Here is a 24,185-nt window from a genome sequence, read left to right on the forward strand (position 1 = left end):
ATCACAGGCCCAGATCGCTGTCCTTTACTTCTATGTGATAGAAGGTACGGTAAAAGTCCTTTGCTTCCTGCTTTACTGTATCCATGGAAAGATTATCCGGATACAGCGTTGCATATGCCCACAGTGCACCCAGACAGCTGGACAGATTCGGGGTATCCCAGGTTTCCAGCGGACTTGGGAATTCATACACCTGCTTCTTCTTTACCGCGTTTAAGGAAGACAGTGCGGAATCCTGCAAAACACGCTTCACATCTGCACCGCCGTTTTCAAGGAAAATCACATCCGGATTCATATCCAGCAGGGTTTCTTTCCCAATCGTACTCCAGCCCTTTCCAGCCTTTGCCATGACATTTTCAGCCTTCGCACTCTTCAGGAGGCTGTTCTGGAACATATCGGAGCCTGCTCCCTCCAGCAGACTGCTGCCGGACATATACACCTTCTTTGCTACTCCGGTATCCGTTATGTATTTTTCCATCAGTACATCACGATAGTTGAAATAATTCTGTGCTTCCTCTCTTGCACCGAGTGCAATTGCGATGAGATTGACCGCTTCATCATATTCCGTCTGTGTTTCCGGATTCAACAGGATAACCTTCATTCCAGCGTCCTCCAGCTTTCCGACATAGCTCTTCAAAGCAATCGGCAGAAATGCAACATCCGCCCGCGTTTTGATGGCAGCCTCTACATTAAAGGACTTTTTATTTCCCATTGCCGGAAGCTCCAGGATTTCAGGAGCAGCCTGCTTATAAATTTCACGCTGATCCGCTTTCATTTCCACACCGACCAGCTTGTCCTTCTGACCAAGACCAATCACCGTACTTGTTGCGATATAATATCCGCTGATCGCCTTCTCTGCAGGCTTATCGAAATTTACCTTTCTGCCGGCCTGATCGGTAATGATAAAGCCTTCACTTACTTTTTTTTCATCTTCCTTGCCTGTATCCGTACACGCCATCAGAGACAGCGCCATAATAGCAGACATAGCTGTCATTAAAAACCTTTTCATATCTTAGCCTCCCATTGCTTTCAGAATGTATTTTTTTACATCCTCATATGCCATCACATCCAAATCAAAGACGATCACATCTTTTCTGGCTGCTATTTCATGAATATATTGTATATCATATTTCTTTAAAACACCAAGAATGTTTGGAAATTTATCTATACTATCCAGCAGTGTTTGCAGGTATATGGTTTCCTTTTGTTCCAGATGTCCGATTTCATCCAGAATCAGGATATGCTCCTGCAGCCTGCACGCCTTCTGTAACAGCTGTGTGCCAAAGCTGTTGAATACTCCCGGTATCACTTCGTTCCACGTTTCATGCTGCATCGAAAAGCGCTGATCGTTGTGCTCCATTGCATGCAGCGCATGCAGATAAAAGCCGGCTCGCCGCTGTTCCTCATAAAAAGGGAGTGTCAGAAAGCCGCAGACAGACTTATGACACTCCCGGATACATTCCTGAATGCAGGTCGATTTTCCAATCTGTTTCTGTCCAGTCAGGAAAATCTTCATACTATTCCTCTTCGCTCTTTTTCTTTGGCAGAATCAGATTCAATACCGTAGCAATCACAAAGGTCATGATGATACCGTTCTGTGCAAAGATGTTTCCAACCCAGGAAGGAAGCTGTGCAAGAACAGCTGGTACATTTCCGATTCCCACGCCCAGACCGATGGCCAGAGCAACGATCAGACCGTTACGCTCATCCAGCGGCTCTCTTGTTAAAGACTGGATACCACTGACCAAAATCATGGCAAACATGATGACAGCGGCACCACCTAACACAGACTGCGGCATAACGGAGAATAAGGCACTCAGCTTCGGACAGAATCCGCACAGAATCAGGAATACAGCACCTGTCATAATAACAAAGCGGTTAACGACCTTTGTTACAGCGACAAGACCGACATTCTGTGAAAAGGAGGTGTTTGGCAGTACACCGAAGATTGCGCCCAGAATAGAACCAAGACCATCAGCCATAACACCGCCTTGCAGCTCTTTGTCTGTGGCTTCCCGGTTCAACCCGCCGTTTGCGACACCGGAAACATCTCCGATCGTTTCCACAGTCGTTGCGATGAACATGATTCCCATCGCTATAATTGCCTGCGAATTAAACTCAAAGGCTACCGGCATAAAGGCCGGAAGTGCAAACCAGCTGGCAGAGGACACCTGTGTAAAGTCCACCATACCGAGTATAATAGCCAGAATATAGCCTGCGACGATACCAATCAGTATAGAGGCATTGTTTATTGCTCCCTTAAACTGCTTGGCAATCAATATGACAATGATAACGAAGGTTCCAACAAGCAGATGATTGGTGCTTCCGAAATCTGCAGCGCCGTTTCCTCCTCCGAAGTAGTTGATTCCTACCGGCAGCAGGGAAAGTCCGATCGAAATGATGACCAGACTGGTCACAACCGGTGGAAACAGCTTACGCAGCGGCTTGATGAAATACCCCATTACCATTTCAAAAATACCACCGATAAAGCTCGCCCCCATCAGGGCACCGTACCCAAACGCCGCCCCAATGGCCTTTGCTGTTCCGATAAAGCCGGAGCTGGTACCCATTACGATTGGCAGTCCGCTTCCGATTTTCCAAAACGGATACAGCTGAAACAGGGTCGCAATACCTGCGACAAACATAGCATTCTGAATCAGTGTCATTTTTAATACACCGCTCATTTCCAGCATACCGCAGACGATAATCAGCGGGGATACATTCCCCAGAAACATCGCAAGAATATGCTGAATCCCAAGTGGCAGCGCTTTTTTCAGCGGTACCGTTCCATCCAGTTCATAGATGGAGTCTTTCTTTTTCTCTTCCATTACGTTCTCCTTCAATGAAAAAAGTTCCCGTCGATTATGCGGGAACCAATCTTTTATCATAGATATAATAAAATGATCAGTTCCGTAGTCCCAGAGGTATCGGTCTGGGGTAGAGACATTCGCACCATACCACGCGAATTATACGAAACGTAAAGATTTTACCACATATTGTATTATTTTTCTACATAAATAAACACTTTACCTGTCAGCTTTAAAAAAAGTGTGACCACACCGTACAGGATATCCGATATTACAACCTGCAAGCTTTCTTTTTCCTGTATACAACAGCTGACAATGCTGACCCCTATCCGAACGATTGTGGAATACAAGCCGTTAGAAATCAATGGATACTTATCCATATAATGTATACCATCCATTGATTTGAACTATATGTAAACAGTCACAAGACAATCATACATGTTAAAATAGAACTATAAGATGTATAGAGAATGAAAAGAGAGGTGAATCAATGACAAAACTGAAAAACAAAATCAAAGAAGCAGTATCCTCTGTATTGCCGATTACCTGTATTGTATTTTTATTGAGTATCACAATCACTCCGATGCCGGTGGGTACCATGCTGCTGTTTGCCTGTGGTGCCGTAATGCTGATTATCGGCATGGGACTTTTTTCCCTGGGTGCGGATATGTCCATGATGCTAATGGGAGAGGGCATCGGCACCATGCTCAGCACGTCAAAAAAAAGATGTCTTATGGTATGCATCACCTTTGTCATCGGCTTTATCATAACGATTGCAGAGCCTGATCTCACAGTGCTTGCACATCAGGTTCCCGGTATTCCGGACAACACGTTAATCTGGACAGTCGCTGCCGGTGTCGGCTTCTTTCTGGTCATGGCTTTGCTGAGAATTCTGTTTCACTGGAATTTGAAATATCTGCTTATGCTGTTTTATGCACTGGTATTTATACTTGCCTACTTTTCCATGGATACCTTCATGGCAGTAGCCTTTGACAGCGGCGGGGTTACAACCGGTCCAATCACGGTCCCCTTTCTCATGGCACTGGGCATTGGTATGGCCAATGTCACGCAGAAGCATGCAGAAGAGGAGAGCTTTGGTATCGTAGCGCTGTGCAGCATCGGTCCGATTCTGGCTGTCCTGCTGCTGGGCATTCTGTATGAGCCACAGGGTGCGACATATACACCGTTTGAAATGGCTTATGTGGAAACAAGCAAGGATGTCATTCGGATTTTTCTGACAGAGCTGCCGCATTACATGTGGGAGGTAAGCAAGGCACTGCTTCCCATCCTGTGCTTCTTTCTCCTGTTTCAGCTTATCAGCAGCTATTTCAACAAACGTGCCATCATTAAAATTCTCGTTGGCGCTCTGTATACCTTTCTCGGTCTTATTCTGTTCCTATGCGGAGTCAATGTCGGCTTCATGCCCGCCGGTTATTTCATAGGAACGCAGATAGCAGCCTTGTCCTATAACTGGATTTTAATCCCCATCGGCGTGCTGATCGGCTTCTTCATTGTGAAGGCGGAGCCGGCTGTGCATGTGCTTACCCGTCAGGTGGAGGATATTTCATCAGGTACCATATCGACGAAGGCCATGCTGTATTCTCTTTCAATCGGTGTTGGCATATCGCTTGGAATCGCCATGCTGCGCATATTGAGCGGAATCAGCATCATGGTATTTCTGATTCCGGGGTATCTTACAGCAATTATACTGAGCTTCTTTGTACCTAACGTATTTACAGGCATCGCCTTTGATTCCGGCGGTGTAGCCAGCGGTCCGATGACAGCCACCTTCCTGCTGCCGTTTGCCATGGGTGCCTGTGAGCAGCTTGGGGGAAATGTTTTACTGGATGCATTCGGCATTGTAGCGATGGTGGCAATGACACCGCTTCTGACCATCCAGATTCTTGGTCTGGTGATGACAAAGCATAAAAAGACAGCTGCCGGGGAGCTGCAGGAGGATAGCATCATGGAGTTTGAGGAGGTCATAAATGAGCGGACAGAAAATTAAGTGTCTGGTGATTATTGTAAACCGGGATAAAGGAGAGCAGGTCGCAGAGCTATGCCGATCATACCAGCTGTATTTCACCTATGGCATTCTCGCACTGGGAACAGCAGGCTCTGATCTACTGGATTATCTGGGAATCGGTGAAACGGATAAGGAGCTGCTATTCTGCTGCCTTCCTGCACAGCTGGAGCATGAGGTTATGCATCGGATCGCAAAGGAAACACAAATCAGAAAAATGGGGCACGGTATTATGTTTACCATGCCGCTGAGTGGAATCAGCAGCCTGTTTCAACGTAAAATTTTATGTGGAAGAATCTATGAGGAGGAAGAGATGGAACAGAAGGAACGTAAGTATGAGCTTGTTATTGCGGTCGTAGAACACGGCTGGCGTGATCAGGTTATGGAAGCTGCCAAGGAAGCGAACGCCACCGGTGGTACGGTTCTCCATGCCCGTTCTCTGCATGAGGATGATGCGACCTCCTTTCTCGGTATCAGGCTGCAGGGTGAAAAGGATATCGTTGTAATTTTATCCGTCTATGAGAATTACAAGCAGATCATGCATGAAATCAATATGGCTGCAGGTCTTCAAACCGAAGCCAAAGGTCTTATTTTCTCCATGCCGGTGGATGAATTCATCGGAATGTAAACTAAAAAAGCTTCAGCTCATGCCTTTGCTCAATGCAGGTTTGTTACATCATGATGAAAAGGGTCAATGCTGACCCTTTTTTCATCTTGTTTCAACGTGAAGTGTTCCAGCCCCTCAGCGATAAGCAAGGTGCAGCAACGTCCCCTGTCTTATCTCACGTCGTCCGCTTGCCGCTTAGTCGTGATCCGTTTCCTTATCCCATTCCAGAATTGTCCCCTTGTATGCATCAATCGAATACTCATATTCTGTGGAGCCTTTGCGAAATTCAATTTCATATACCGACATACCGTCATCGTTTTCCAGCTTCGCCTTGGTGAAGGTCACACTGCCTGCCTGCAGACCGGCGTGTGAGAGTGCTGTGCTTTTTGCACGATCCACTCCGATATAGGAAGCGGATGGCTTTGACTGCTCCTGATTTTGAATTTCCAGCCGTTCAGATTTTCGTTCTCTGACAGCCCCGCTTTCTGCATCAAGCTCATAATCATATTCCATAGTCGCAGTCACAAATTCGATTTCATATACCTGCCTGCCATTTTCATAATCCAGCTTTGTCTTCGTAAAGGTCGCAGCTTTTGCACTCACACCGGCATCCTGCAGCGCTCTGCTTCTGGCATCTGCTTTACTGATCAACTGTTGTGAGGCTGTTGAATTGCCCTTGTTGTTTTCTGGTTCACTGCCTGAAGCTGCATTCGTTTCCATATCCTTTTCCAGAATCGTCCCATCCTTTGCGAGCAGCTTGTATTCATATGTCTTCTGTGCAGTTTTAAATTTCAGCTCGTAAATCTCCTGCGCATCCTCTTTGTTTAAGGAAGCCTTGAGAAAGGTTCCGTCACGTTCCTTCAGCCCTGCATTCTTCAGCATCCTATTCTTTGCCTCCTGTAGCGAAATCGGGGACGTATCTGCTGCGGAGCCCTGTTTCAATGTGTCCACATCCCGATCCAGGATATGTCCGTCCTTTGCGGTAATCGTATATTCATAGGCATGCTCATCCGTATGGAATTTCACCTCATATACGCTTTGTCCGTCATCCTTTTCCAATGCCGCCTTTTCAAACTGTGCCGCTGTAGCCTTCACACCGGCATCCTGCAATGCAATTTCCTTTGCCTTCTCCGCATCGATACGGCTGTCTGCTTCCATCGCGTTCGTTATTATAACACCACCGCCTGCTAAAACAGAGATACCCCCGATTGCCAGTAATGCCTTCACAGATGTGGAAAGCTGTTGTATTTTTTTCATCATCTCATTCACTCCTTTATTTCCTTTACACCAGTAGTATAACAGAGAAAGATGAAAGCAATATGAGAAAACATATTTATTTCATCGGTACACAGAAGGTAAAGCAGGAGCCCTTTCCCTGCACACTTTCCACCTTCATATAGCCATGATGCAGCTGCGCAATCTCCTGTACCATCGCCAGTCCCAGACCGCTCCCCTGATTGCTGCGGGAAGCATCCGCCTGATAAAACCGCTGCCATATATGTGCAAGCTGATCCTCTGCAATTCCCCTGCCGTCATCCGTCACCGATAATAAGACCTCTGCGTGTTCCTGCTTCAGATCAACCTGAATATGCCCGTGCTCTTTTCCATAGCGATACGCATTGGCAATCAGATTTGCAAGCAGACGCTGCAGCAGCTCCCTGTTTCCCATGACCATCACATGCTCTTCCAGCTGCCAGCTCAGCGCGATGTTCTTCTCGCGTATCAAGCGAAGATCCTCACAAACGGAAGCACATAGACTGCTGAAGTCAAGCTGCACCATGCATATGCTATCCCTTTTCTGCTCCATGCGTGTCATCATCAGCATATCATTGATAAGGACGGACATCTTCTGTCCCTGTCTTTGAATCAGCCGCAACGCATCCGCATAGGTACTCTTGTCCTGTTCCTCCTCCAGTGACAGCTCGCATTGGGAAAGAATCACCGTTACCGGAGTGCGAAGCTCATGGGACATATCTCTGGTAACCTGCTTTTCCGCCTGAAAGGACGCCTCCAGCCGATCCATCATACCGTTAAAGGTATCTGCCAGCTGATGCAATTCATCCTGTCCCTTATTCAGCTCTATCCGCTTCTTCAGATCCTGTCCCTGCTGAATACCGGAGGCTGCCTGTATCATTTGCTGAATCGGGCGCAGAAACCGGCCTGCCAGAAAATACCCGCCCGCAAGTGCCAGTAAAATCAATACGGGAATCAGCCACATGGAAAGGATAACGATTGCATCCATCCAGCGTGCTCCCTGACTGCGGGATACTATGCCGCGCAGCCACAGATCCTCCATGCCTTCTCCCTTCAAGGAGCGATCATACAGATAATACGTTGTTCCCTTATAGCGAAGTGTCTGCAATTTATTATCAGCAAAGGCAATATCTCCGCTTGCCTCTGCTATTGGATTTTCTCCATACAGCAGCTCATAATCTTCCTTATATAAGGTGGTATATATCCCATTCATCTGATCCAGATAGTCATCATCAATTTCAAGATACCCGTTTTTATACTGTATGTAAATATCTCTGTCGCCATCCGGATTGGCATCCTCTTTATTTCTGTAATACTCTACCTCGTCCACATTGTCACTGACCATTTCCACCAGAGAGTCCTTGATGTTTTTCTGTACGACATTATCACTGATCATCCACACACAGCCCAGTGTCAGGGCAGCCAGAACACTCATGGCCAGTGCAAACCACAGCGTGATTTTCGCACGAATACTCAGACGCTTCATGAAGGCTCCTTTATTACATAACCGCTTCCTCGTACTGTATGGATCAGCTTGCAGGTGGATGCGCCATCGATCTTTTTACGCAGATAGCTGATATAAACATCTACCAGATTCGTGCCTCCTGCATAATCGAAATCCCAGATATGCTCCTCAATAGTTTCTCTGGAAAGCACGATATTTTTATTCAGCAGCATATATTCCAGCAATGCATATTCCTTTGCGGAAAGCAGTATCAGCTTATTTGCACGGTGCACTGTATGCGTAGCCGTGTCCAGAGTTAAATCACCGACCTGAAGAAGGGAGGTCTGACTTCCCTTGGACAGACGGATCATCGTTCGGATTCTGGCCATCAGCTCAGCAAAGGAAAACGGCTTGATCAAATAATCGTTAGCTCCGCTGTCCAGCCCCAGAACACGGTCTTCAATGGAATCCAGCGCACTCAGAAACAATACAGGTGTCATTCTTCCCTCAACACGCAGCTGCTTCAAAACCGCATAGCCGTCCATCACCGGCATCATGATATCAAGAATAACAGCATCGTAATCGGCAACAGCCAGAAACTCCAGAGCCTCCGCTCCGTCAAAGCAGGCATCTACCGTATAGCCTTCCTTTCTGAGTTTTTGACATACGATATCATTCAGATCACGTTCATCCTCTGCAAACAATAGTCTCATTCCTGCATCTCCTTCCTTTGCTTCCATGGTATCATACAAATATGAAAGTAACATGAGAAAGCTATCACTTTTATCTTAGCAGTATTATGCTCCATTCTCCACAGTCTTTTCAAGAATTTGATACCTGCGTCCTCTGAAGGTTACGTGTTTTTCAACAGCAGCAATTTATCTTTATTCTTTTATTTTACTGTAAACAGCTTTACTTCAAAAAAAGCCACCCTGCTGCGAATTACACAGGGTGACGCTTTCTGTTGCTTAATATCTTCTTTTGATCTGCAGACTTTCCAGATAATCGTAGATTTCGATATCCCTTCGTTTCATCGCATCCAGGATATGGTGGGGATCCTCCAGGCGCATACCGCCGGCCGTGATCAGCTGCATCATATTCAGAATATCCTCACTTGTGCGAAAGCCGGTCAGCAATATTCCGCCTTTACCGGCAGGCAGCAGAATACCGTTATCCATAGGATTGATATACAGAGTCACAAACAGATCCTTTTCCTTATACAGCTTCAACAGATAGGTGTATCTGGACAGACCCCATACACCGGCCTTGCGATCCACCGTGAAGGTCGCATGATCAATATCCTCATATCGTATTTCCTGCAGAAACGGTGTTACATCATCACTGCATAACACATGCAGGATCATATTCCATTTCTGACGATCCTTATATGCCGGAATAATGACAAGTGCATCCTCACGCATATCATAAATCTGACCGCCGCCCAGACACAGCGGCACCCACATAATCACAGTAAAAAGCGGAAACAGTACAAGGAAGCCGATTTGCAGGATACGGATATCCGCAAAATCCTCAAAGCTATCCGCAAGACCGTACATAAAGCCACCCAGACATAATGACAAAACAAGAACAACCAGAAAGCTTGAAATAATCTTTTTTCTACTTAATACCTTTCGTTTGAATTTCATATTTTCTAACATGATATATCCCTTCTTTCGCTATCATTATATCCGTAAAAGTTCACCTTGCCCGCGTTTTTACATAAGCGGTTCATTTTCCGACATCAGCGGTTTATCGAAGGCTACCGTTGTACGAAACAGCAGATGTGTGCGTTCCCAGCCGGCGCTGAGTGTTCCCTGATAACGACGGGCGATATCTCTTATATTCTGCATGCCGAAGCCATGTGCAAATGCGTCCTCTTTTTCCTGTTCCATGCGTATACAGCTGTTTTTCATTTTCCACAGAATCGTGGAATGCTGTTCCACCATACGCAATAAAATAAACGGCTCCTCTGCGGCAAGACAGCTTTCCAGTGCATTATCCAGCATGTTGCAGAGTACCGCACAGCGATCAATTGGATCCATAAAGCTGTAATCTATCACATCGCTTTCCAGCTGAAAGCGAATCCCTGCCGCCTGAAAACGCGGATGATACAGCTGTAATATCTTATCAATCAGCTCATCACCTGTTTTCTGTACATTCAGCATATGCTCAGTTTTCACAATAATATCACTGCGATAGTCATCAACCGCAGGACTTCCCTGCTTCATCTGTTCCAGCAGCTCCACATGCTTTTTTAAGTCATGCATGGATTTCATGATGTATGCATTTTCTTTTTGAATGCGTTCATAGCGCTCTCTGTTTTCCACCATATGCTGTGTCTTCACCATCGCCTGCAGCTCCTTTTCCCGACGGATTTCCAGACAGAAGCAGATTCGATACAGCTTCATCACCAGTATCACCAGCACCTGCAGGCTGCAGATGATACCGGTATCCTCATGTATCCCCTGACTTCCTATATAGGCACAAATGATTAAATAGAGGAAAGCCGCACCGGCAAAAACAGGCACATAGAGCTGTTCATATTGAACATGCCGATAGTAAAACAGAAGCAGCTGTATGAGAAATACGACTACGCAATACAGACAGCCCTGCAGCCAGTCTGCAGGCTCTGCATGAAAGGCTGGATTCTGCGTGCTGATGATCTGAACGATAATCGCACCGGCTATCAGGTCACCGATAAAAAACAGATGGGACTGCCAGTCGTTGCGATACAGCAGGATGGACAGGCAGAGCAGAGCCGCCAGCAAAATCCGCAGTATGGTTATAGAAAGCCAGGGCGATATGAGAATCAGAAAGAATCCGGTTATCAGATAGGGCAGGATTTTGGCCAGCGAGGAACGGTATTGCGAACGCATAGTTTCATGGTAGGAATAGCAAAGCGTGCACATCATCAAAATCTCAAAGACCCGCAGGAACAAGCTCATGCGTACTTCTCCTGGAAGCTACGCCATACCGCCTTCACAGTTTCCACACGTCGTCTTGCCAGAGGCAGTGTTTCACCAGATTCAAGCAGAATCGTGTCTTTCTCCATCGATACGATGCGGCGTACATGGACGAGGATACCCTTGTGACATTCCACAAACAAGGCAGCATCCAGACGTTGTTCCCATATACTCAGACTTTCTCTGCTTTCAAATGTTCCCTCCGGGGTATGAAAGCGGGTGCCTCTTCCCATTGTTTCGACATACAGGATATCTCTTCGCTTGATTCTATGATACGTATCACGTTCCTCCAGAACAAGTGTCTGTCGGTCATCCAGAGAGAGCACCTCATCCAGCTCACTGTATAAAAGCTGTGCATTCACCGGCTTCAACAGATAGCGTGCAGCCTGAATTTTGTAGCCCTCCACACTGTATTTTAAATATCCTGTGATAACAACGATAATCATATCCGGTGCTACCTGACGCAGCTTTCTGCCAATCTCTATACCATTTTCCTGCCCCACCTCAATATCGAGAAACAGCAGATCACAGGGGATGGCTTTTACATGTGCAAGCAGCTCATTTCCGTTATGGAAGATATCAATGCGCCGCTGCATCAGTTCCTTCCTGTCAAAATATACATCTGCCAGTTCTTTTATATGCTCTGCTTCTTTTCTTTCATCATCCAGAATTGCTATATGATACATCGGTATCTCCCCTTGTCTTTATAGTTTATTATACCATGTTCCCTTTTGTTTCTACCCCTTATTTTTCAAGTATGGAAATTTCTGTCCCTGTCATAAATCTCCTGCTTCTTTCCGATTACACATTCCTTTCATTCCATTACGCCGTGGTATGCTTATAGGTAAAAGAATGATCAGACACAAGCTTACGGAAATCAACGCACAATACAAATACTTATGCATACTTTGTAAATTGTTTTATTTCAAACAAAAAAACTTCCTATTGAAGCTTTTTCATCATATTACTACTTCTGTGATAATGTCTGTGTTATATATTCTTTATAGTGTTTTTCAAGCTTTTTAAAATCACAACACCTCTTCTTTATTTTATCCTGTAAGGTATCGTTTACATATGCTTCATAAAGCTTCTCTGCTTTTTTTAAAACCATTTCCTTATTTTCTGTTTTATTCAGCCACGAGATTTGGTTTATTAACAGATTACTGTATGTATTCACATCTTTTAATGGCCTTATTATTTTATAAACAGAAGGATCATGCAAAACAGGAAACATATGATTGAAATTTATCGCTCCCCACTTTCCCCCATTTATTTTATGAAAATCCATCGTATTTTTCATATTTTTATGCTTATCTTTAGGTGATGTTAAAGGAATGACATATCCAATATCATCATGTGTCATAAGAATACCGATAAATGGACGCATTTCACTCACCGATTCCCGGTATTCAGGGTATTCTCAAATCAATGTGTTTTCTTAGATAATCGGTATATGCAACATCTATTTGTATAAACTGTACCCTTTTATTTTTGAACCGCCACATATAACCACCCCTTATTTAAAAAAGCCAGCTTGCGCCAGCCACTTTTTTAGCTCTCACTTTTAGATTTCTCCAAAGTAGAGTACACCGCTTTTTACCTTCATTATTATAGTACTACAGAAACGAAGACATGTCACATCTGTTAAAAATTTTTTAGAAAAAACTTTTATAAATTTCAAACGACACTTATAAAACAAATAAAATTGGAATTATTTATAACATAGCGCACAAAATGCAAGAAGGAAAGATTACCATATCCATCTTTCCTTATCTCTTCATTGTATGTCAACTTAGAAAGCTATTCTTTTTTGGCATATGCATTAGCCAGTGCCGCACCCACTTCCGCATTATGATACACAAGCTGAATATTCGCCGCAAGGCTTTTTCCCTGTGTTGCCTTCACAATATGTGCCAGAAGATATGGCGTTGTATCCTTTCCCTTAATATTTTGAGCCTTTGCGCATTCCAATGCTTCCTCAATCATTGCATTGATATAAGCTGCATCCATGGAATATGCTTCCGGAATCGGATTTGCTACAAGAACACCGCCCTTTATTCCCAAATCCTTTTTCACATGCAGCATATGTGTAATTTCCTCTACCGTATCCATACGCTGCTGTAGTCTGCAGGAACCCTCTCTTGTGAAAAACTCAGGAAGCGTATCACTTTGATAGCCGATAACAGTTACCCCTTTTGTTTCCAGATATTCCAGCGTGCGCGGAATATCCAATATGGACTTGGCACCTGCACAGATTACCGTTACATCACTTTGTGCAAGCTCTTCCAGATCGGCTGAAACATCCATCGTTTCCTCATAGCCCCGATGAACGCCACCGACACCACCTGTCACAAAGAATTGAATACCGGCCATGGCTGCACACATCATCGTTGTTGCCACAGTGGTTGCCCCCATTCGCCTTTCAGCCACTGCCACTGCCAGATCTCTTCTGGAAACCTTCATCACAGTATCCGCACTGGCCAGCCTCTGCAAATCCTCCTGTGAAAGACCAATTTTTATTCTGCCGTCTATGATGGCGATCGTTGCAGGCACGGCACCTGCTTTTCGGATAATGCGTTCACAATTTTTTGCCATTTCCACATTTTGCGGATACGGCATGCCATGGGATATGATGGTTGACTCCAGTGCCACAACCCCACGGTGCTCCTCAAGCGCTGCCTTTACCTCTTCCTGAATATCCAGATAATCTGTATACTTACCCATTATTCCCATCTCCCTTCACATGGTTTTCCAAATCCGTCCAGAAATTCAATACAGACGATGGCGGGATAATTCCATATTCACAAATAATCGCCTGAATATCGGAAGCTGGTGTGATATCGAAAAACTGGTTTACAACGTCAATTCCATCCAGAGAATCAAAATCATCCTTATTCAGAATCTCCCATGCGCTGCGGCGCTCCAGAACAACCCGATAGCCAACCTGCGTACGCAAGTCCAGTTTATATAGTTCGCTGGCGATATACACTTTTTTCTTACAGGCCTTCGCTAATCCGGCAATCATAGCCGTTCCCATTTTGTTTGCGACAGAACCATCGGCACACAGGGTATCCGCTCCCATAATAACCATATCGGCTCTTGGAAGGAATTCATATATGGATGCATCTGTGATATAAATCACCGAAACACCTGCACTTCTCAGCATGTTTACTGCCAATCTGGATTCTCTCAACGGACGGGATTCCGTACAGATGACTGTAAATTTTCTTCCCATTTCAGCCGCCTTCAAAAAAATACCCATCAGCGTAGAGCTGTAGCTATGCATCATGATGACCTCTTCATCCTGTATCAGCGAAGCCCCATACACTCCAAGCTGCTCTACCGCCTCAAATGAATACGCAATGATATTGGAGCACAGGCTGATCACTGCCTGCTTTTGCCGGTATACATCCTGATTCTCTTTCAACATTGTCTGTTTCACAAGCTGCCAGGTATTGAATATCGTAGCCATGGTGGGCTTTAAGTCCAGCATCTGCTGTGCGATGTGCTCCATGCGTTTCTGTAACTGCCCCGTATCCTGAAATTCCTCCTGCTCACAGGCCAGACGGAATGCCCATGCAGCAGCTCTGCCGAACGGACTACCGCCCTTTACATTCATACTTTTGATTTCTTCAATTACATGCTCAGCATTTTTAAATTGTATGTCCTTTAGACGCATATAAACGCTCCTCTCTATATTGCTTTTTCATCGAATCCCATAATCCAGGTCAGGATAAAGGTAACACAGGCTCCTACACCGCAGCCAATCAGCAGGCCGGTAAAGCCGGCACCGAGATATGCGGGAATCGTATACAGACTGAATGCTACTGCTGCTGTTGTCCCCGCCAGACTTGCCCCTGTGATTGCACCGCCAATCGCACCGCCAATGCAAACTGCGATAAACGGCCTTTTATACTTCAGATTGACCCCGTACATGACCGGTTCAACAACACTGCCCGCAAAAAATGAAGTCAATGACAGCGTAATCGCATTCTTCTTGATTTCAGGATTTTTTGCCTTTAAGCCAACCGCCAGACCTGCCGCAACCTGACAAATCAGGCTTGGAGCATGTGTCATAATCACCGTATCTCTTCCATAAGCTGCAATATTCGGTACGGAAACCAGACCGAGAATCGCAATATGCATTCCGAAAATAATCAGTATCTGCCAGGTGCCTCCAATCAATGCTCCTGCCAGTATCGGACTGAAGTCATACATACTGGTAAACAGGGAGGCAAACAGATTTCCTCCCCAGACACCGATTGGACCGATTGCCAGAATCAACAGGGGAAATACGATCAGGGTGCTCAGAAATGGCACGAAAATACTTCGCAATGCTCCCGGAATGATTTTCCGCAGCAGCATTTCCACCCTGGAAAGAAGATAAATAGATAAAATAGCAGGAAGAACAGAGCTTCCATAATAAACATCCGTTACAGGAATTCCCAAAAAGGTTACACTTGCACCATCCGCAAACAGCCCTGTAAATGCCGGATTCACAAGCAATGCCACAATCACCAGAGAAACTGCCATGTTTGTTTTAAATTTCTTGGCAGCCGACCATCCGATGATGACTGGGAAAAATGCATACAGTGTATCCGATACCACATTCAGTACCTGTATGGTACTGTTTGCTTCGTCAACCTTAAAGACGACAGTGAATAATACAGCCAGCGTTTTTATAAATCCACAGGCAAGCATCGCCGGGATGATCGGTGTAACAATAGCTGAAATCGTTTCCACCAGCATACCGAGAAGAGAACGTCTTCCCTTTTTTGTCTCTGCATCCAGATTCTCTGCAATCATTTCCTCATTTATGTTGACCCGATCCCCGCATACTGCCGCTACCTCATCAAAGATGTCGTCAACTATACCACCTAATACTATTTGATATTGTCCCCCGAGAATGACGACCTTCATAACCCCCTCCAGCTTCTCGAGCTGCTTCATTTGCACCGCTTTTTCATCCTTTACAACAATACGAAGTCTCGTCATGCAGTGTGCTACATCACGGACGTTGTCTACACCGCCAACATATTCCAGTATATCGGCCGCAAGCTTTTGTTTTTGTATTGCCATGGTTACTTCCTCCATTTTCAAGATTATTTTCTTTTCGTCAGCATTGGTACAATGTGCATGGTCAGATATCCAAGCTCCTCATCCGAGGTATCCACCCTGTATTTCTGCTTTAGATGCTCCCGGATATGCAAAGCACATTCCCATTCAGACTGATATTTTTCCTTTACCAGCTCATGCATATTCTGTTCCTCACGCAAAAAGCTGTTCTCATGCCGGTCATTCAGTACTCTGCCCAGAAAATATTTCAGATGCGTAATGAACCGTGTATAATATATGGATTGCTCGTCCAGCTCAATCTGAAAGGTATCCTGAATAATATCCGTCAGCTCACTCATAATGATCGTCATTTTCTTATTCAGGCTGTGTCCGTACGATGACATGGCATTGATTAAATGAAAGGCGATAAAGGCTGCCTCATTCTCATCAAAATGTACATGCAGCTCCTGATTGATCAATTCCACCGCCTGCTGTGCAGCGTCATATTCCTTCGGATAAAACTGCCGAATTTCCTGTAACAGCGGATTCTGGATATCCTCATGAGCCTGCAATCTTCGCACGGAGAATGAAATATGATCCAGCAGCGTAAGAAACAGCTGATCCTTAAAGTTATAATTCAACAGCCTTTCCGCCAGAGCTACAACCTTATTTACCGTATCGATATAGGGAAACGGGATTGACTTAATCAGCTCCTCCACATAGCGTTCATTGGCCTTTTTTTCCACAACGAACACCTTTTCTATCAGACTGGACGCAACGATATAGCGCCTGTGCTTGATACAGCGGACACCGATTCCCTTCCCCAGAAGAATCACTTCCTCCCCCTTTCGATCAGCCCCTACAATCGCATTATTATTGATAACACGAACAAATGTATAACTCATTCTATCTGCATCCTTTCAGTAGTATCACGTACCTCCATCAAGGTCTCTCCGTGATAGACCTCCCGTTCAAAAACTGTCACCTTCTTGTGCTCTGATTCAAGAATAATGACATACACATCGGGATCATAGCCGGCTTTTATCACACCGGCAATGTTCATTTCCGCAAGCAGCTTTCCTTCAGTTATCACATCTCCTTTCCTTACATGGGTTTTCATATACAACCCGTTTAACTGTACAGTATTTATTCCAAAATGGAGCAGCAGCTGCAGACCGCTCTGGCTGCGGATTCCAATTGCATGCCTGGTTGGAAACACCGCCTCCACAACTCCATTAACTGGCGCATATATACAATTGTCTTTCGGATAAACGAAACAGCCCTGTCCCAATACCGCATCACGGAACATGGGATCCTTTGATTCCTGCAGCGGCAGTACCTCACCGTCACAGGGGGATGCTATATAAATGCCTGCTGTAGAATTACAGCTTTTTCTTTTTCTAAGTAATCTCATAATTTCCTCCATAAACGTCAGAAAAGGCCCAAAACGTCTCTGCGTTTTGAGCCTTGCCTTACTTTCTTCATAAGTTACAAACTCTATGATTCCTATATTCTTTTTACACCTTTATTTAAACACTGCCGGATTTTTCTGTCAATCCTTTTTTTAGTTTTTATATTTCCAATATTTAACATGATGTTTATTCGCGACATATTTCTTATAAGCACTGAAGCTTATCCTGCCTATAAAGTCGATTCATAGATTCTAATTCCTGCTCACGACCGATACACATATCGTTTCCATACGCCAAGGTATATTACTTATGAGTATATTATCATTCAAATACATCCGTACGGATAAGAAATTAAAAAAGGAAAGTAATCGCTACCTTCCTATCCTTTACGCTTACCATCACTTTCTAAACCTTATTTGTAATCATTCATATTATAACCCAGCTCTGAAAAAATCCGATTCTTTTCTGCCACACCCTCCTGAATTTCAGGCAAATTGTCAAGTGCCAGTGATAAAAACAATGTATCAACGATCAGGGACTGTACAATCAGTGCCGTGTGACTTGCCAGCCGCAGATTATTTTCCACAGCCGATACAAACAGCGTTACCGTTGCCTTGCTTGCCAGCTCCTGATTGCCATACTGGGTGATGAGAATAATCTTTGCCTTTTTCTGATTCGCAATATTGATATACTGATGTGACTGTACCGATTTCCCCAGAGTCGTAAAGCAGATAAGCAAATCATCCTCTCCCATATTCAGATTGGACTCCAGCTGAAGATGCACATCCTCATAGTAGATTACCGGAATATTCAGCCGCATGAATTTTATCTGCAGCTGCTTCACCAGTGTACTGCTTGCGCCCAGTCCGCTCAGATATATCTTACGTTTATGCTCATTTGTATCCCGAATCAGCTTTATCGCCTTATCCAGCTCCTGTGAATCTATGATATCCGTAGTAGACTGAATAGAAGTAACAATAAAGGCACTCAGCTTCTTCAATACGGAATCCGGTGTGTCTGTAGGCATGATTTTATCCAGAATCATATCTGAATTCTCATTATAGAAATTGGCAGACAGATTTGCCGAAAGAGAGAGTTTGAAATCGGAATAGCCCTCACAGCCCAGCTTGCGCGCAAACCGGATCACGGTTGCCTCACTAACCTCCGCCTGCAATGAAAGATCCTTTAAGGTTAGCGAAAGAATCTCCTGACTGTGGGTTAATACATAATTTCCTAATTTTTTTTCTTTTGCGGATAGAAACGGCATGACCGATTCCAGACTTGATATGATATTAACTGCTTGCATAAACTCTCCTTCACTTGGCTTCCACACATCGGGTGAAACCATCTGTGATGCTTGTAATGAAGCATACACTTACATATCACATTCTACCAACGGAGTGAAAAAAATGCAATATGTTCCCGGCAAAGGGTACCATATGTTCTATACAAGGCGCGCTATAAGCCTCTGCAATCATCGCTGAAAGCTATATGACAGGCAGACTGTATCCTAACACGTATTTGTCTGCAACGCATGTAAAACCGCATGAAGACTTGGATAAATACCCGTACATTGCTCATAAAGCTCCTTTGTCGGCGGCACCAGATCCGGAACCATAATGGTAGAGCAGCCCGCCTGTATGCCTGCCCTAACACCATTGATACCATCCTCAAAAACATAGCAGTCCTGTGCCTGCAGATTCAGTTTCTGTGCAGCCAGAAGGAAGATGTCCGGGAACGGCTTTCCATGCTCTACCTGCTCCCCGCTCACTACAGCGTCAAAATAGTCTGCTATTCCTGCCAGACGCAGATTGCTTTTGATCAGCTCCATAGGAGCACTGCTTGCCACTGCCATGCGAACTGCATGCTGCTTCAGATACTCCAGAAGCTCCACAACACCCGGTTTCATGGGAACCTGTTTGGATAATGTTACGATAGCATGTGCAAACAATTCATCTGTCAGCTTCTTTGCATCAACCCTTGGCCAGTATGTATTCACAATTTCACTCATACGGGTACCGTTCGTACCACGCAGCTCATCCAGCATCGCAGGATCAACCTTTAGACCGTAAAGCTCTGCAATATAATACCACTCCTGATTATATACCAGCTCTGTATCGAACAGCAGACCATCCATATCAAAAATAGCTCCAGCCCTCATACTGCCTCCTTTTTCCTATGCAGAAGGTGCATTGAGCAGAAGGAAGGAGAGATTTTCTTTATGCCATGGTGATGCCAGTACGTTTTTATGTAGCTTGTACACGATGGTCCCCTTCCTTGTCTCTATCGTGAAAAGAAAATGAAGCAGCTTGATTTTGATAGTAGTCGATACAATATCCTCATGCGGAAGAAACAGCAGGGTATGCTCCTGCGGCGCTCCATTGATATCATCAACCGCCAGAATAGCGATTCCCTGCGCATTGATATGCAGTATATGATCCTTCATCGTATGCATGATTTCACCCAATCCGTTTTGGTAGGCTCCAATTCCTGCTTTCACTGTTGCACAAAGGGTTCCATGCTGCGCAAAGCAGATCTGATGGCTGTTTAATATGTCTCTGATCTCCTCTTCCTTCATAGCTCCACCTCCTCCTGCATTATGCTGCCTGACGTTCCCTCAGCAGCTTATTGAAATCCACGATTCCCTTATGTCCGGTATCCACCAGCGCTTCCCTGTCCATGCCGGCAGCTCCGGAACCGATATATTCCAGTACCATGCACAAATTCATCCCCGTTATCACACTGATTTTCTCCGCATACTTCGCGTTCTGCAGCAATCTCGCACTGCAGTTGCAGGGAGAGCCAAAGAGCAGATCGCAGAAAATCACAACACCCTCTCCGGTATCCACCTTTTGTATAGCAGCTTCCAGCTTCTCCATAAATTCTGTGATTTCCTCACCGGGGAGAAGACACAGCGCCTGCATCTGCTGCAGCTCTCCGCAGAAAATTTGCAGCGTATCCAGCAATCCCTCCGCCAAACGGCCATGACTTGCCAATAATATTCCTTTCATGTGTGTTCCTCCTCATTTTGCACCATATGGGCATCCGATTTTCGGAATGCCCATACGGATTATGTTTCATTACCTGAGAGAGTATTCTCCCATGTTGTTATGTGTTTAAAACAATCCGATTGCAGCACAGAGCAGTGCGATCACAATGGTGAAGAAGACAAGCTTCGCTACACTGACATGCTTTTTGCTGATCAGATAATAATAGATAAACAACACACCGATGGACAGAACACCCGGCATGATACCGTCGATTTTTTCCTGTACGCTCAAGGTTGCCTCATCAAAGTTTGCTGTGATAGCAACTGCCAGATTAACCATGGAAGCAGTCAGTGCACCCATCATTGCCATACCAAGGATGTTCGCACCTTCAATGATATTGCTCATCAGCTTACTTGACATGATATCCTTGATTGCAGAGCGTCCCTTTGTATAGGTCATTTTGGTAAAAATAATCAATTCGCCAAGCGTATACATCGTACCGAGAAGCAGCAGCCAGAAGCCGGCAATTGAGCCGCCCTGTGCCAGAGAGCAGGAGGCCAGAATGAATAGAGTGGTAATGGTCCCTGCACTGAAGGAATCCCCCAGCGCCGCAACCGGCCCCATTAACCCGGTCTTAACGGCGACGATGGATTCGGAAGGAATCGCATCCGGATTGTTTGCCTTTTCCTCTTCCATTGCCAGCGTAGTTCCCAGAATCAGACCACCGGCTGTCGCATTGGTATTAAACAGCTCCAGATGACGCTGCAGCGCAGGAATCATATCCTCCTTGTTCGGATATAGTTTTTTCAAAGCCGGAATCAAGGCATATGTATATGCAATAGACTGCATACGTTCATAATTCAGTGACATTTCCGTTGTAATATACCATCTGGCGATTACACGGTTGACATCCCGTTTTGTCAATGATGTTTTTCTTTCCTCAGCCATCTTCTATGCACCCTCCTTTTCTCTTTCACGTTTTTCCAGTACAACCAGCACTGCAACACAGCCTGCGACCAGACCAGCTGTCAGGGTATTCAGACCTACTGCCTTTACAACAATGAAGCCCAGTACCGTATAAGGAATCATCTTCGGCTTTCCGATCATGTTCATAATCAGAGCAAATCCGATTGCCGGCATAACACCGCCTGCAACCTCCAGACCGTGCATAACCCAGCTAGGCACGGAATTCATGAAGGTCAGCATAGCATCCTGCCCAAACATAACAATTAAAAATACAGGAAGAAACAGTAATGGAATCTCAATCAGTGGCGGATACACCACTGCACATCTGGTAATGCCGGAAAGGTTTCCCTTTGCCGCAAATTCATCAGCTCTATGCACAAAGATAACATTGATCATTTTACGCAGGTTTGTCACAAAGGAGCCCAGCAGTCCCATCGGAACGGCAAATGCTATCGCCTGCTCCGCCGTAAGCCCCGTTGCCAAAGCAATCGGTATGACGGTTGTCGCCGCCAGTGCCGAGTCCGTCGGAAGATTGCCTCCCGGCGCAATGATTCCTGCAAACGCTGCGGCAATACCGCCGCCGATAATCAATCCCTTTGTCAAATCCCCGTAAATCAAACCGGCAACAACCCCTACTACGATAGGACTTGCAATAAAGAAGAATGCAAAATATCCACCAATCATTCCCCGGGCGATCCAATACATCAGACCCATTGCCACCGCCATGATAACCAACTGTGTACCACTCATAATAACCTCACACTCCCTTTCATTATTTCAGCTTCTTTTCAATCGATCCAAGACTTACCGGATCATTTTCCGGTATCGGCTGCAGGAACACGTTTACACCCTCCGCCTTCATTTCGCTTAATTTTTCGTATTCTTCAACGGAAAGCGCAACCCCCTGAACAACCGCTTTACGCTGTGCACTGTTCTGCACTGCACCGACATTCAGCTCCGGCAGCTGAAGGCCGTTTTTGTATACCGTATATGCAGATGCTACATCCTTGAATATCAGCAGCACGGTATCATTTTTTCGGTCAATCGCTGTCTGCACATCCCCCAGCTTGACAATATCAACCTCGCGATCCGGTACTGCCATGCGATAAATATCACCCATGAAAGGATCATCCACCAGGCTGTCATCTGCCAGTATCAAACGATCAACCGGACGGAACTTGATCCATTTTGCCACAATCTGTCCATGTACCATACGATAATCAACACGAACCATATTCAGTTTGCCCATAGCTTTTCCTCTTTTCCTTTTACCCTGTCGGGACTTTATCTTCTTTCGATTTTTACTACCTGACGTGTATCCGCACTCTTATGCACAGCCTCTGCAATCAGCTCTGCTTCCAAACCGTCATTCAGATTTGCGACAAACGGCTTATCATGGAGAATGCAATCCACAAAATCGTTCAGTGGATCAATTCCAAAGCCGATCGCACGACCGTTATGGTTCTGGATAAAGCAGATATTCGGGGTATACTGCTTTTGATCATCAAAGAATTCAACACCGCGTTTCTGGGAATCCACACGAATCATTGCATGTTCACAGAGAATCTCAGAGCATCCGTCATCTGCCTTCGCAAAGCCGTTAGGCAGAATCCACGCATTTTCCACAGTCCAAGTGCAGCCGTTTTCAAATTCCAGAATTGCTGTAATACTGTCATACGTATCCACACCCTTTTCCTGCAGGATTCCCTTATGTCCCACAGCATACACCTGTACGACCTCACATCCCATATACCAGCGAATCAAATCATAGCAGTGCGTTCCAACAAAGTGGACCGGGCTGGAATCGGATGACCAGTTCAGCCAGTTGATTGCGACATCATAGACATTATCCATACGCATATAGCCGCGTACCGGTTTTCCTGTCCCTGCATCCGCAAGCTTGTTTTTTACCGCTATGGATGCCGGATCCCAGCGCTTGTGGTAATCCACCATAACACGGACACCGGCTTTTTCCGCTGCCTCGATGATGTCATAGGCATCTGCAGAAGTAGTTGCCAGTGGTTTTTCCACCAGAACATCCTTTCCATAGCGTATGGCGGTCATCACAGGGTCCTTATGATACGGATCCGGTGTTGCTACGGAAACAGCATCAATTTCCTCACTTTTGAGCATTTCCTCCATGTCGTTATACGTTTTCACCTGATAATCCTGTTCCACTTTATCCGTGATTTCCTTTTTTAAATCACAGACTGCAACAAGATTAACGTTGGGATTTGAAGTGTAGGCATCCAGGTGATTTTTTCCGTAAATCCCCGCGCCTACAACAGCAATATTCAGTTTTTTCATACGTTGCTCACCTTCCTTTAAGTATTGCTACATTGAATATATCACAAAAGTAGTAATACTTCAATATATTTTTATAAATTTGTAGTTTTACTTCTTTTAAATCGAAAACAGCCTGTATAAACTATTTGTAAGACCTTTCATCACGTATATGCAACTCTGTATGAAGTAATGCTTCAGTATGTATGCTTCAGCTTAGGATTTGTTTTGCTTTAAAAAGAAAAATATTGAATAACGGTATCCATACACAAACGGTACTGTCAACTACGAATGTATTCCATCCTTTACAGAAAGATTTCCTGCAGCACGCATTCAGCTTACTACCCCTGCCATTTCAACTATGACCGTAGGGCTTTTCCCATC

25 protein-coding genes and 1 riboswitch are annotated in these 24,185 nt (G+C 45.1%); of the genes, 2 read left to right on the forward strand and 23 right to left on the reverse strand.

Features of this window, described 5'->3' with window-relative positions; all coding sequences use genetic code 11:
• Position 1: 1 nt before the first annotated feature.
• The 3 genes from ACESPQ_RS11455 to ACESPQ_RS11465 are packed head-to-tail and all read right to left on the reverse strand — an operon-like array spanning position 2 to position 2,825.
• Positions 2–1,006 carry an ABC transporter substrate-binding protein gene (locus ACESPQ_RS11455; RefSeq protein ID WP_002607115.1) on the reverse strand — a complete coding sequence of 335 codons (1,005 nt, stop codon included), beginning with the start codon at positions 1,004–1,006 and terminating at the stop codon, positions 2–4.
• Between the two features lie 3 nt (positions 1,007–1,009).
• Positions 1,010–1,513 carry a nucleoside-triphosphatase gene (locus tag ACESPQ_RS11460; RefSeq protein ID WP_257335208.1) on the reverse strand — a complete coding sequence of 168 codons (504 nt, stop codon included), beginning with the start codon at positions 1,511–1,513 and terminating at the stop codon, positions 1,010–1,012.
• 1 nt (position 1,514) lies between these two features.
• Positions 1,515–2,825 carry a uracil-xanthine permease family protein gene (locus ACESPQ_RS11465; protein WP_002607113.1) on the reverse strand — a complete coding sequence of 437 codons (1,311 nt, stop codon included), beginning with the start codon at positions 2,823–2,825 and terminating at the stop codon, positions 1,515–1,517.
• Between the two features lie 65 nt (positions 2,826–2,890).
• A riboswitch (purine riboswitch) is annotated at positions 2,891–2,991 on the reverse strand.
• Between the two features lie 303 nt (positions 2,992–3,294).
• On the opposite strand from ACESPQ_RS11465, the gene ACESPQ_RS11470 reads away from it, so the two are divergent.
• Both ACESPQ_RS11470 and ACESPQ_RS11475 read left to right on the forward strand, forming a co-directional pair.
• On the forward strand, positions 3,295–4,812 hold the full coding sequence (locus tag ACESPQ_RS11470) for a DUF1538 domain-containing protein (RefSeq protein ID WP_002607112.1): 1,518 nt from the start codon (positions 3,295–3,297) through the stop codon (positions 4,810–4,812).
• Positions 4,793–5,455 (forward strand): hypothetical protein, encoded by a 663-nt coding sequence (locus ACESPQ_RS11475; protein ID WP_002607111.1) that lies wholly within the window; start codon positions 4,793–4,795, stop codon positions 5,453–5,455. Before ACESPQ_RS11470 ends, ACESPQ_RS11475 begins: the two co-directional genes overlap by 20 nt.
• A gap of 174 nt (positions 5,456–5,629) precedes the next feature.
• Here ACESPQ_RS11475 and ACESPQ_RS11480 read toward each other — a convergent pair whose 3' ends face one another.
• The 20 genes from ACESPQ_RS11480 to ACESPQ_RS11575 form a co-directional block, all read right to left on the reverse strand.
• A complete protein-coding gene (locus ACESPQ_RS11480; protein ID WP_373144380.1) occupies positions 5,630–6,694 on the reverse strand; it encodes a PepSY domain-containing protein in 1,065 nt (354 codons plus the stop codon).
• A 73-nt stretch (positions 6,695–6,767) separates the two neighbouring features.
• Positions 6,768–8,174, reverse strand: a complete 1,407-nt coding sequence (locus tag ACESPQ_RS11485) for a sensor histidine kinase (protein ID WP_109770613.1) — start codon at positions 8,172–8,174, stop codon at positions 6,768–6,770.
• Positions 8,171–8,845 carry a response regulator transcription factor gene (locus ACESPQ_RS11490; RefSeq protein WP_373144381.1) on the reverse strand — a complete coding sequence of 225 codons (675 nt, stop codon included), beginning with the start codon at positions 8,843–8,845 and terminating at the stop codon, positions 8,171–8,173. The genes ACESPQ_RS11485 and ACESPQ_RS11490 overlap by 4 nt, the downstream gene beginning before the upstream one ends.
• Before the next feature lie 255 nt (positions 8,846–9,100).
• Positions 9,101–9,790, reverse strand: coding sequence for a hypothetical protein (locus tag ACESPQ_RS11495; protein WP_002607107.1), 690 nt, complete (start codon positions 9,788–9,790; stop codon positions 9,101–9,103).
• 57 nt (positions 9,791–9,847) lie between these two features.
• The gene (locus ACESPQ_RS11500) at positions 9,848–11,077 is read right to left on the reverse strand and encodes a GHKL domain-containing protein (protein ID WP_373144382.1); all 1,230 of its coding nucleotides are present in this window, start codon (positions 11,075–11,077) and stop codon (positions 9,848–9,850) included.
• Positions 11,074–11,781, reverse strand: a complete 708-nt coding sequence (locus ACESPQ_RS11505) for a LytR/AlgR family response regulator transcription factor (RefSeq protein ID WP_109770612.1) — start codon at positions 11,779–11,781, stop codon at positions 11,074–11,076. Before ACESPQ_RS11505 ends, ACESPQ_RS11500 begins: the two co-directional genes overlap by 4 nt.
• A 281-nt stretch (positions 11,782–12,062) precedes the next feature.
• Positions 12,063–12,482: a type III toxin-antitoxin system ToxN/AbiQ family toxin gene (locus ACESPQ_RS11510; RefSeq protein ID WP_109770611.1), complete on the reverse strand. Its 420-nt coding sequence runs from the start codon at positions 12,480–12,482 to the stop codon at positions 12,063–12,065.
• A 413-nt stretch (positions 12,483–12,895) separates the two neighbouring features.
• Positions 12,896–13,819: a pseudouridine-5'-phosphate glycosidase gene (locus ACESPQ_RS11515; protein WP_118002754.1), complete on the reverse strand. Its 924-nt coding sequence runs from the start codon at positions 13,817–13,819 to the stop codon at positions 12,896–12,898.
• A complete protein-coding gene (locus ACESPQ_RS11520; RefSeq protein WP_257335209.1) occupies positions 13,812–14,774 on the reverse strand; it encodes a translation initiation factor eIF-2B in 963 nt (320 codons plus the stop codon). The genes ACESPQ_RS11515 and ACESPQ_RS11520 overlap by 8 nt, the downstream gene beginning before the upstream one ends.
• Before the next feature lie 14 nt (positions 14,775–14,788).
• Positions 14,789–16,174, reverse strand: a complete 1,386-nt coding sequence (locus ACESPQ_RS11525; RefSeq protein WP_065530512.1) for a PTS transporter subunit EIIC — start codon at positions 16,172–16,174, stop codon at positions 14,789–14,791.
• A 23-nt stretch (positions 16,175–16,197) separates the two neighbouring features.
• Positions 16,198–17,055, reverse strand: a complete 858-nt coding sequence (locus tag ACESPQ_RS11530; protein WP_008818351.1) for a PRD domain-containing protein — start codon at positions 17,053–17,055, stop codon at positions 16,198–16,200.
• Complete coding sequence (locus tag ACESPQ_RS11535) at positions 17,052–17,564, reverse strand: PTS sugar transporter subunit IIA (protein WP_109770608.1); 513 nt, start codon at positions 17,562–17,564, stop codon at positions 17,052–17,054. Before ACESPQ_RS11535 ends, ACESPQ_RS11530 begins: the two co-directional genes overlap by 4 nt.
• A 410-nt stretch (positions 17,565–17,974) precedes the next feature.
• Positions 17,975–18,868: a MurR/RpiR family transcriptional regulator gene (locus tag ACESPQ_RS11540; RefSeq protein WP_002607102.1), complete on the reverse strand. Its 894-nt coding sequence runs from the start codon at positions 18,866–18,868 to the stop codon at positions 17,975–17,977.
• A gap of 204 nt (positions 18,869–19,072) precedes the next feature.
• The gene (locus ACESPQ_RS11545) at positions 19,073–19,723 is read right to left on the reverse strand and encodes an HAD family hydrolase (RefSeq protein WP_002607101.1); all 651 of its coding nucleotides are present in this window, start codon (positions 19,721–19,723) and stop codon (positions 19,073–19,075) included.
• Positions 19,724–19,738: 15 nt separating this feature from the next.
• Positions 19,739–20,140, reverse strand: a complete 402-nt coding sequence (locus ACESPQ_RS11550; protein WP_065530509.1) for a hypothetical protein — start codon at positions 20,138–20,140, stop codon at positions 19,739–19,741.
• A 19-nt stretch (positions 20,141–20,159) separates the two neighbouring features.
• Positions 20,160–20,573, reverse strand: a complete 414-nt coding sequence (locus tag ACESPQ_RS11555; protein ID WP_002607099.1) for a PTS sugar transporter subunit IIA — start codon at positions 20,571–20,573, stop codon at positions 20,160–20,162.
• Between the two features lie 105 nt (positions 20,574–20,678).
• Positions 20,679–21,500 (reverse strand): PTS system mannose/fructose/sorbose family transporter subunit IID, encoded by an 822-nt coding sequence (locus tag ACESPQ_RS11560; RefSeq protein ID WP_002607098.1) that lies wholly within the window; start codon positions 21,498–21,500, stop codon positions 20,679–20,681.
• Positions 21,501–21,503: 3 nt separating this feature from the next.
• A complete protein-coding gene (locus ACESPQ_RS11565) occupies positions 21,504–22,268 on the reverse strand; it encodes a PTS mannose/fructose/sorbose/N-acetylgalactosamine transporter subunit IIC (RefSeq protein WP_002607097.1) in 765 nt (254 codons plus the stop codon).
• A 22-nt stretch (positions 22,269–22,290) separates the two neighbouring features.
• Entirely contained in the window at positions 22,291–22,767 is a 477-nt protein-coding gene (locus tag ACESPQ_RS11570) for a PTS sugar transporter subunit IIB (protein ID WP_002607096.1), read from the reverse strand.
• Between the two features lie 35 nt (positions 22,768–22,802).
• Positions 22,803–23,825, reverse strand: coding sequence for a Gfo/Idh/MocA family protein (locus tag ACESPQ_RS11575; protein WP_008818343.1), 1,023 nt, complete (start codon positions 23,823–23,825; stop codon positions 22,803–22,805).
• Positions 23,826–24,185: the final 360 nt, after the last annotated feature.

This window comes from Clostridium sp. HGF2, assembly GCF_964240115.1.
GTDB classification, from domain to species: domain Bacteria; phylum Bacillota_I; class Bacilli_A; order Erysipelotrichales; family Erysipelotrichaceae; genus Clostridium_AQ; species Clostridium_AQ innocuum.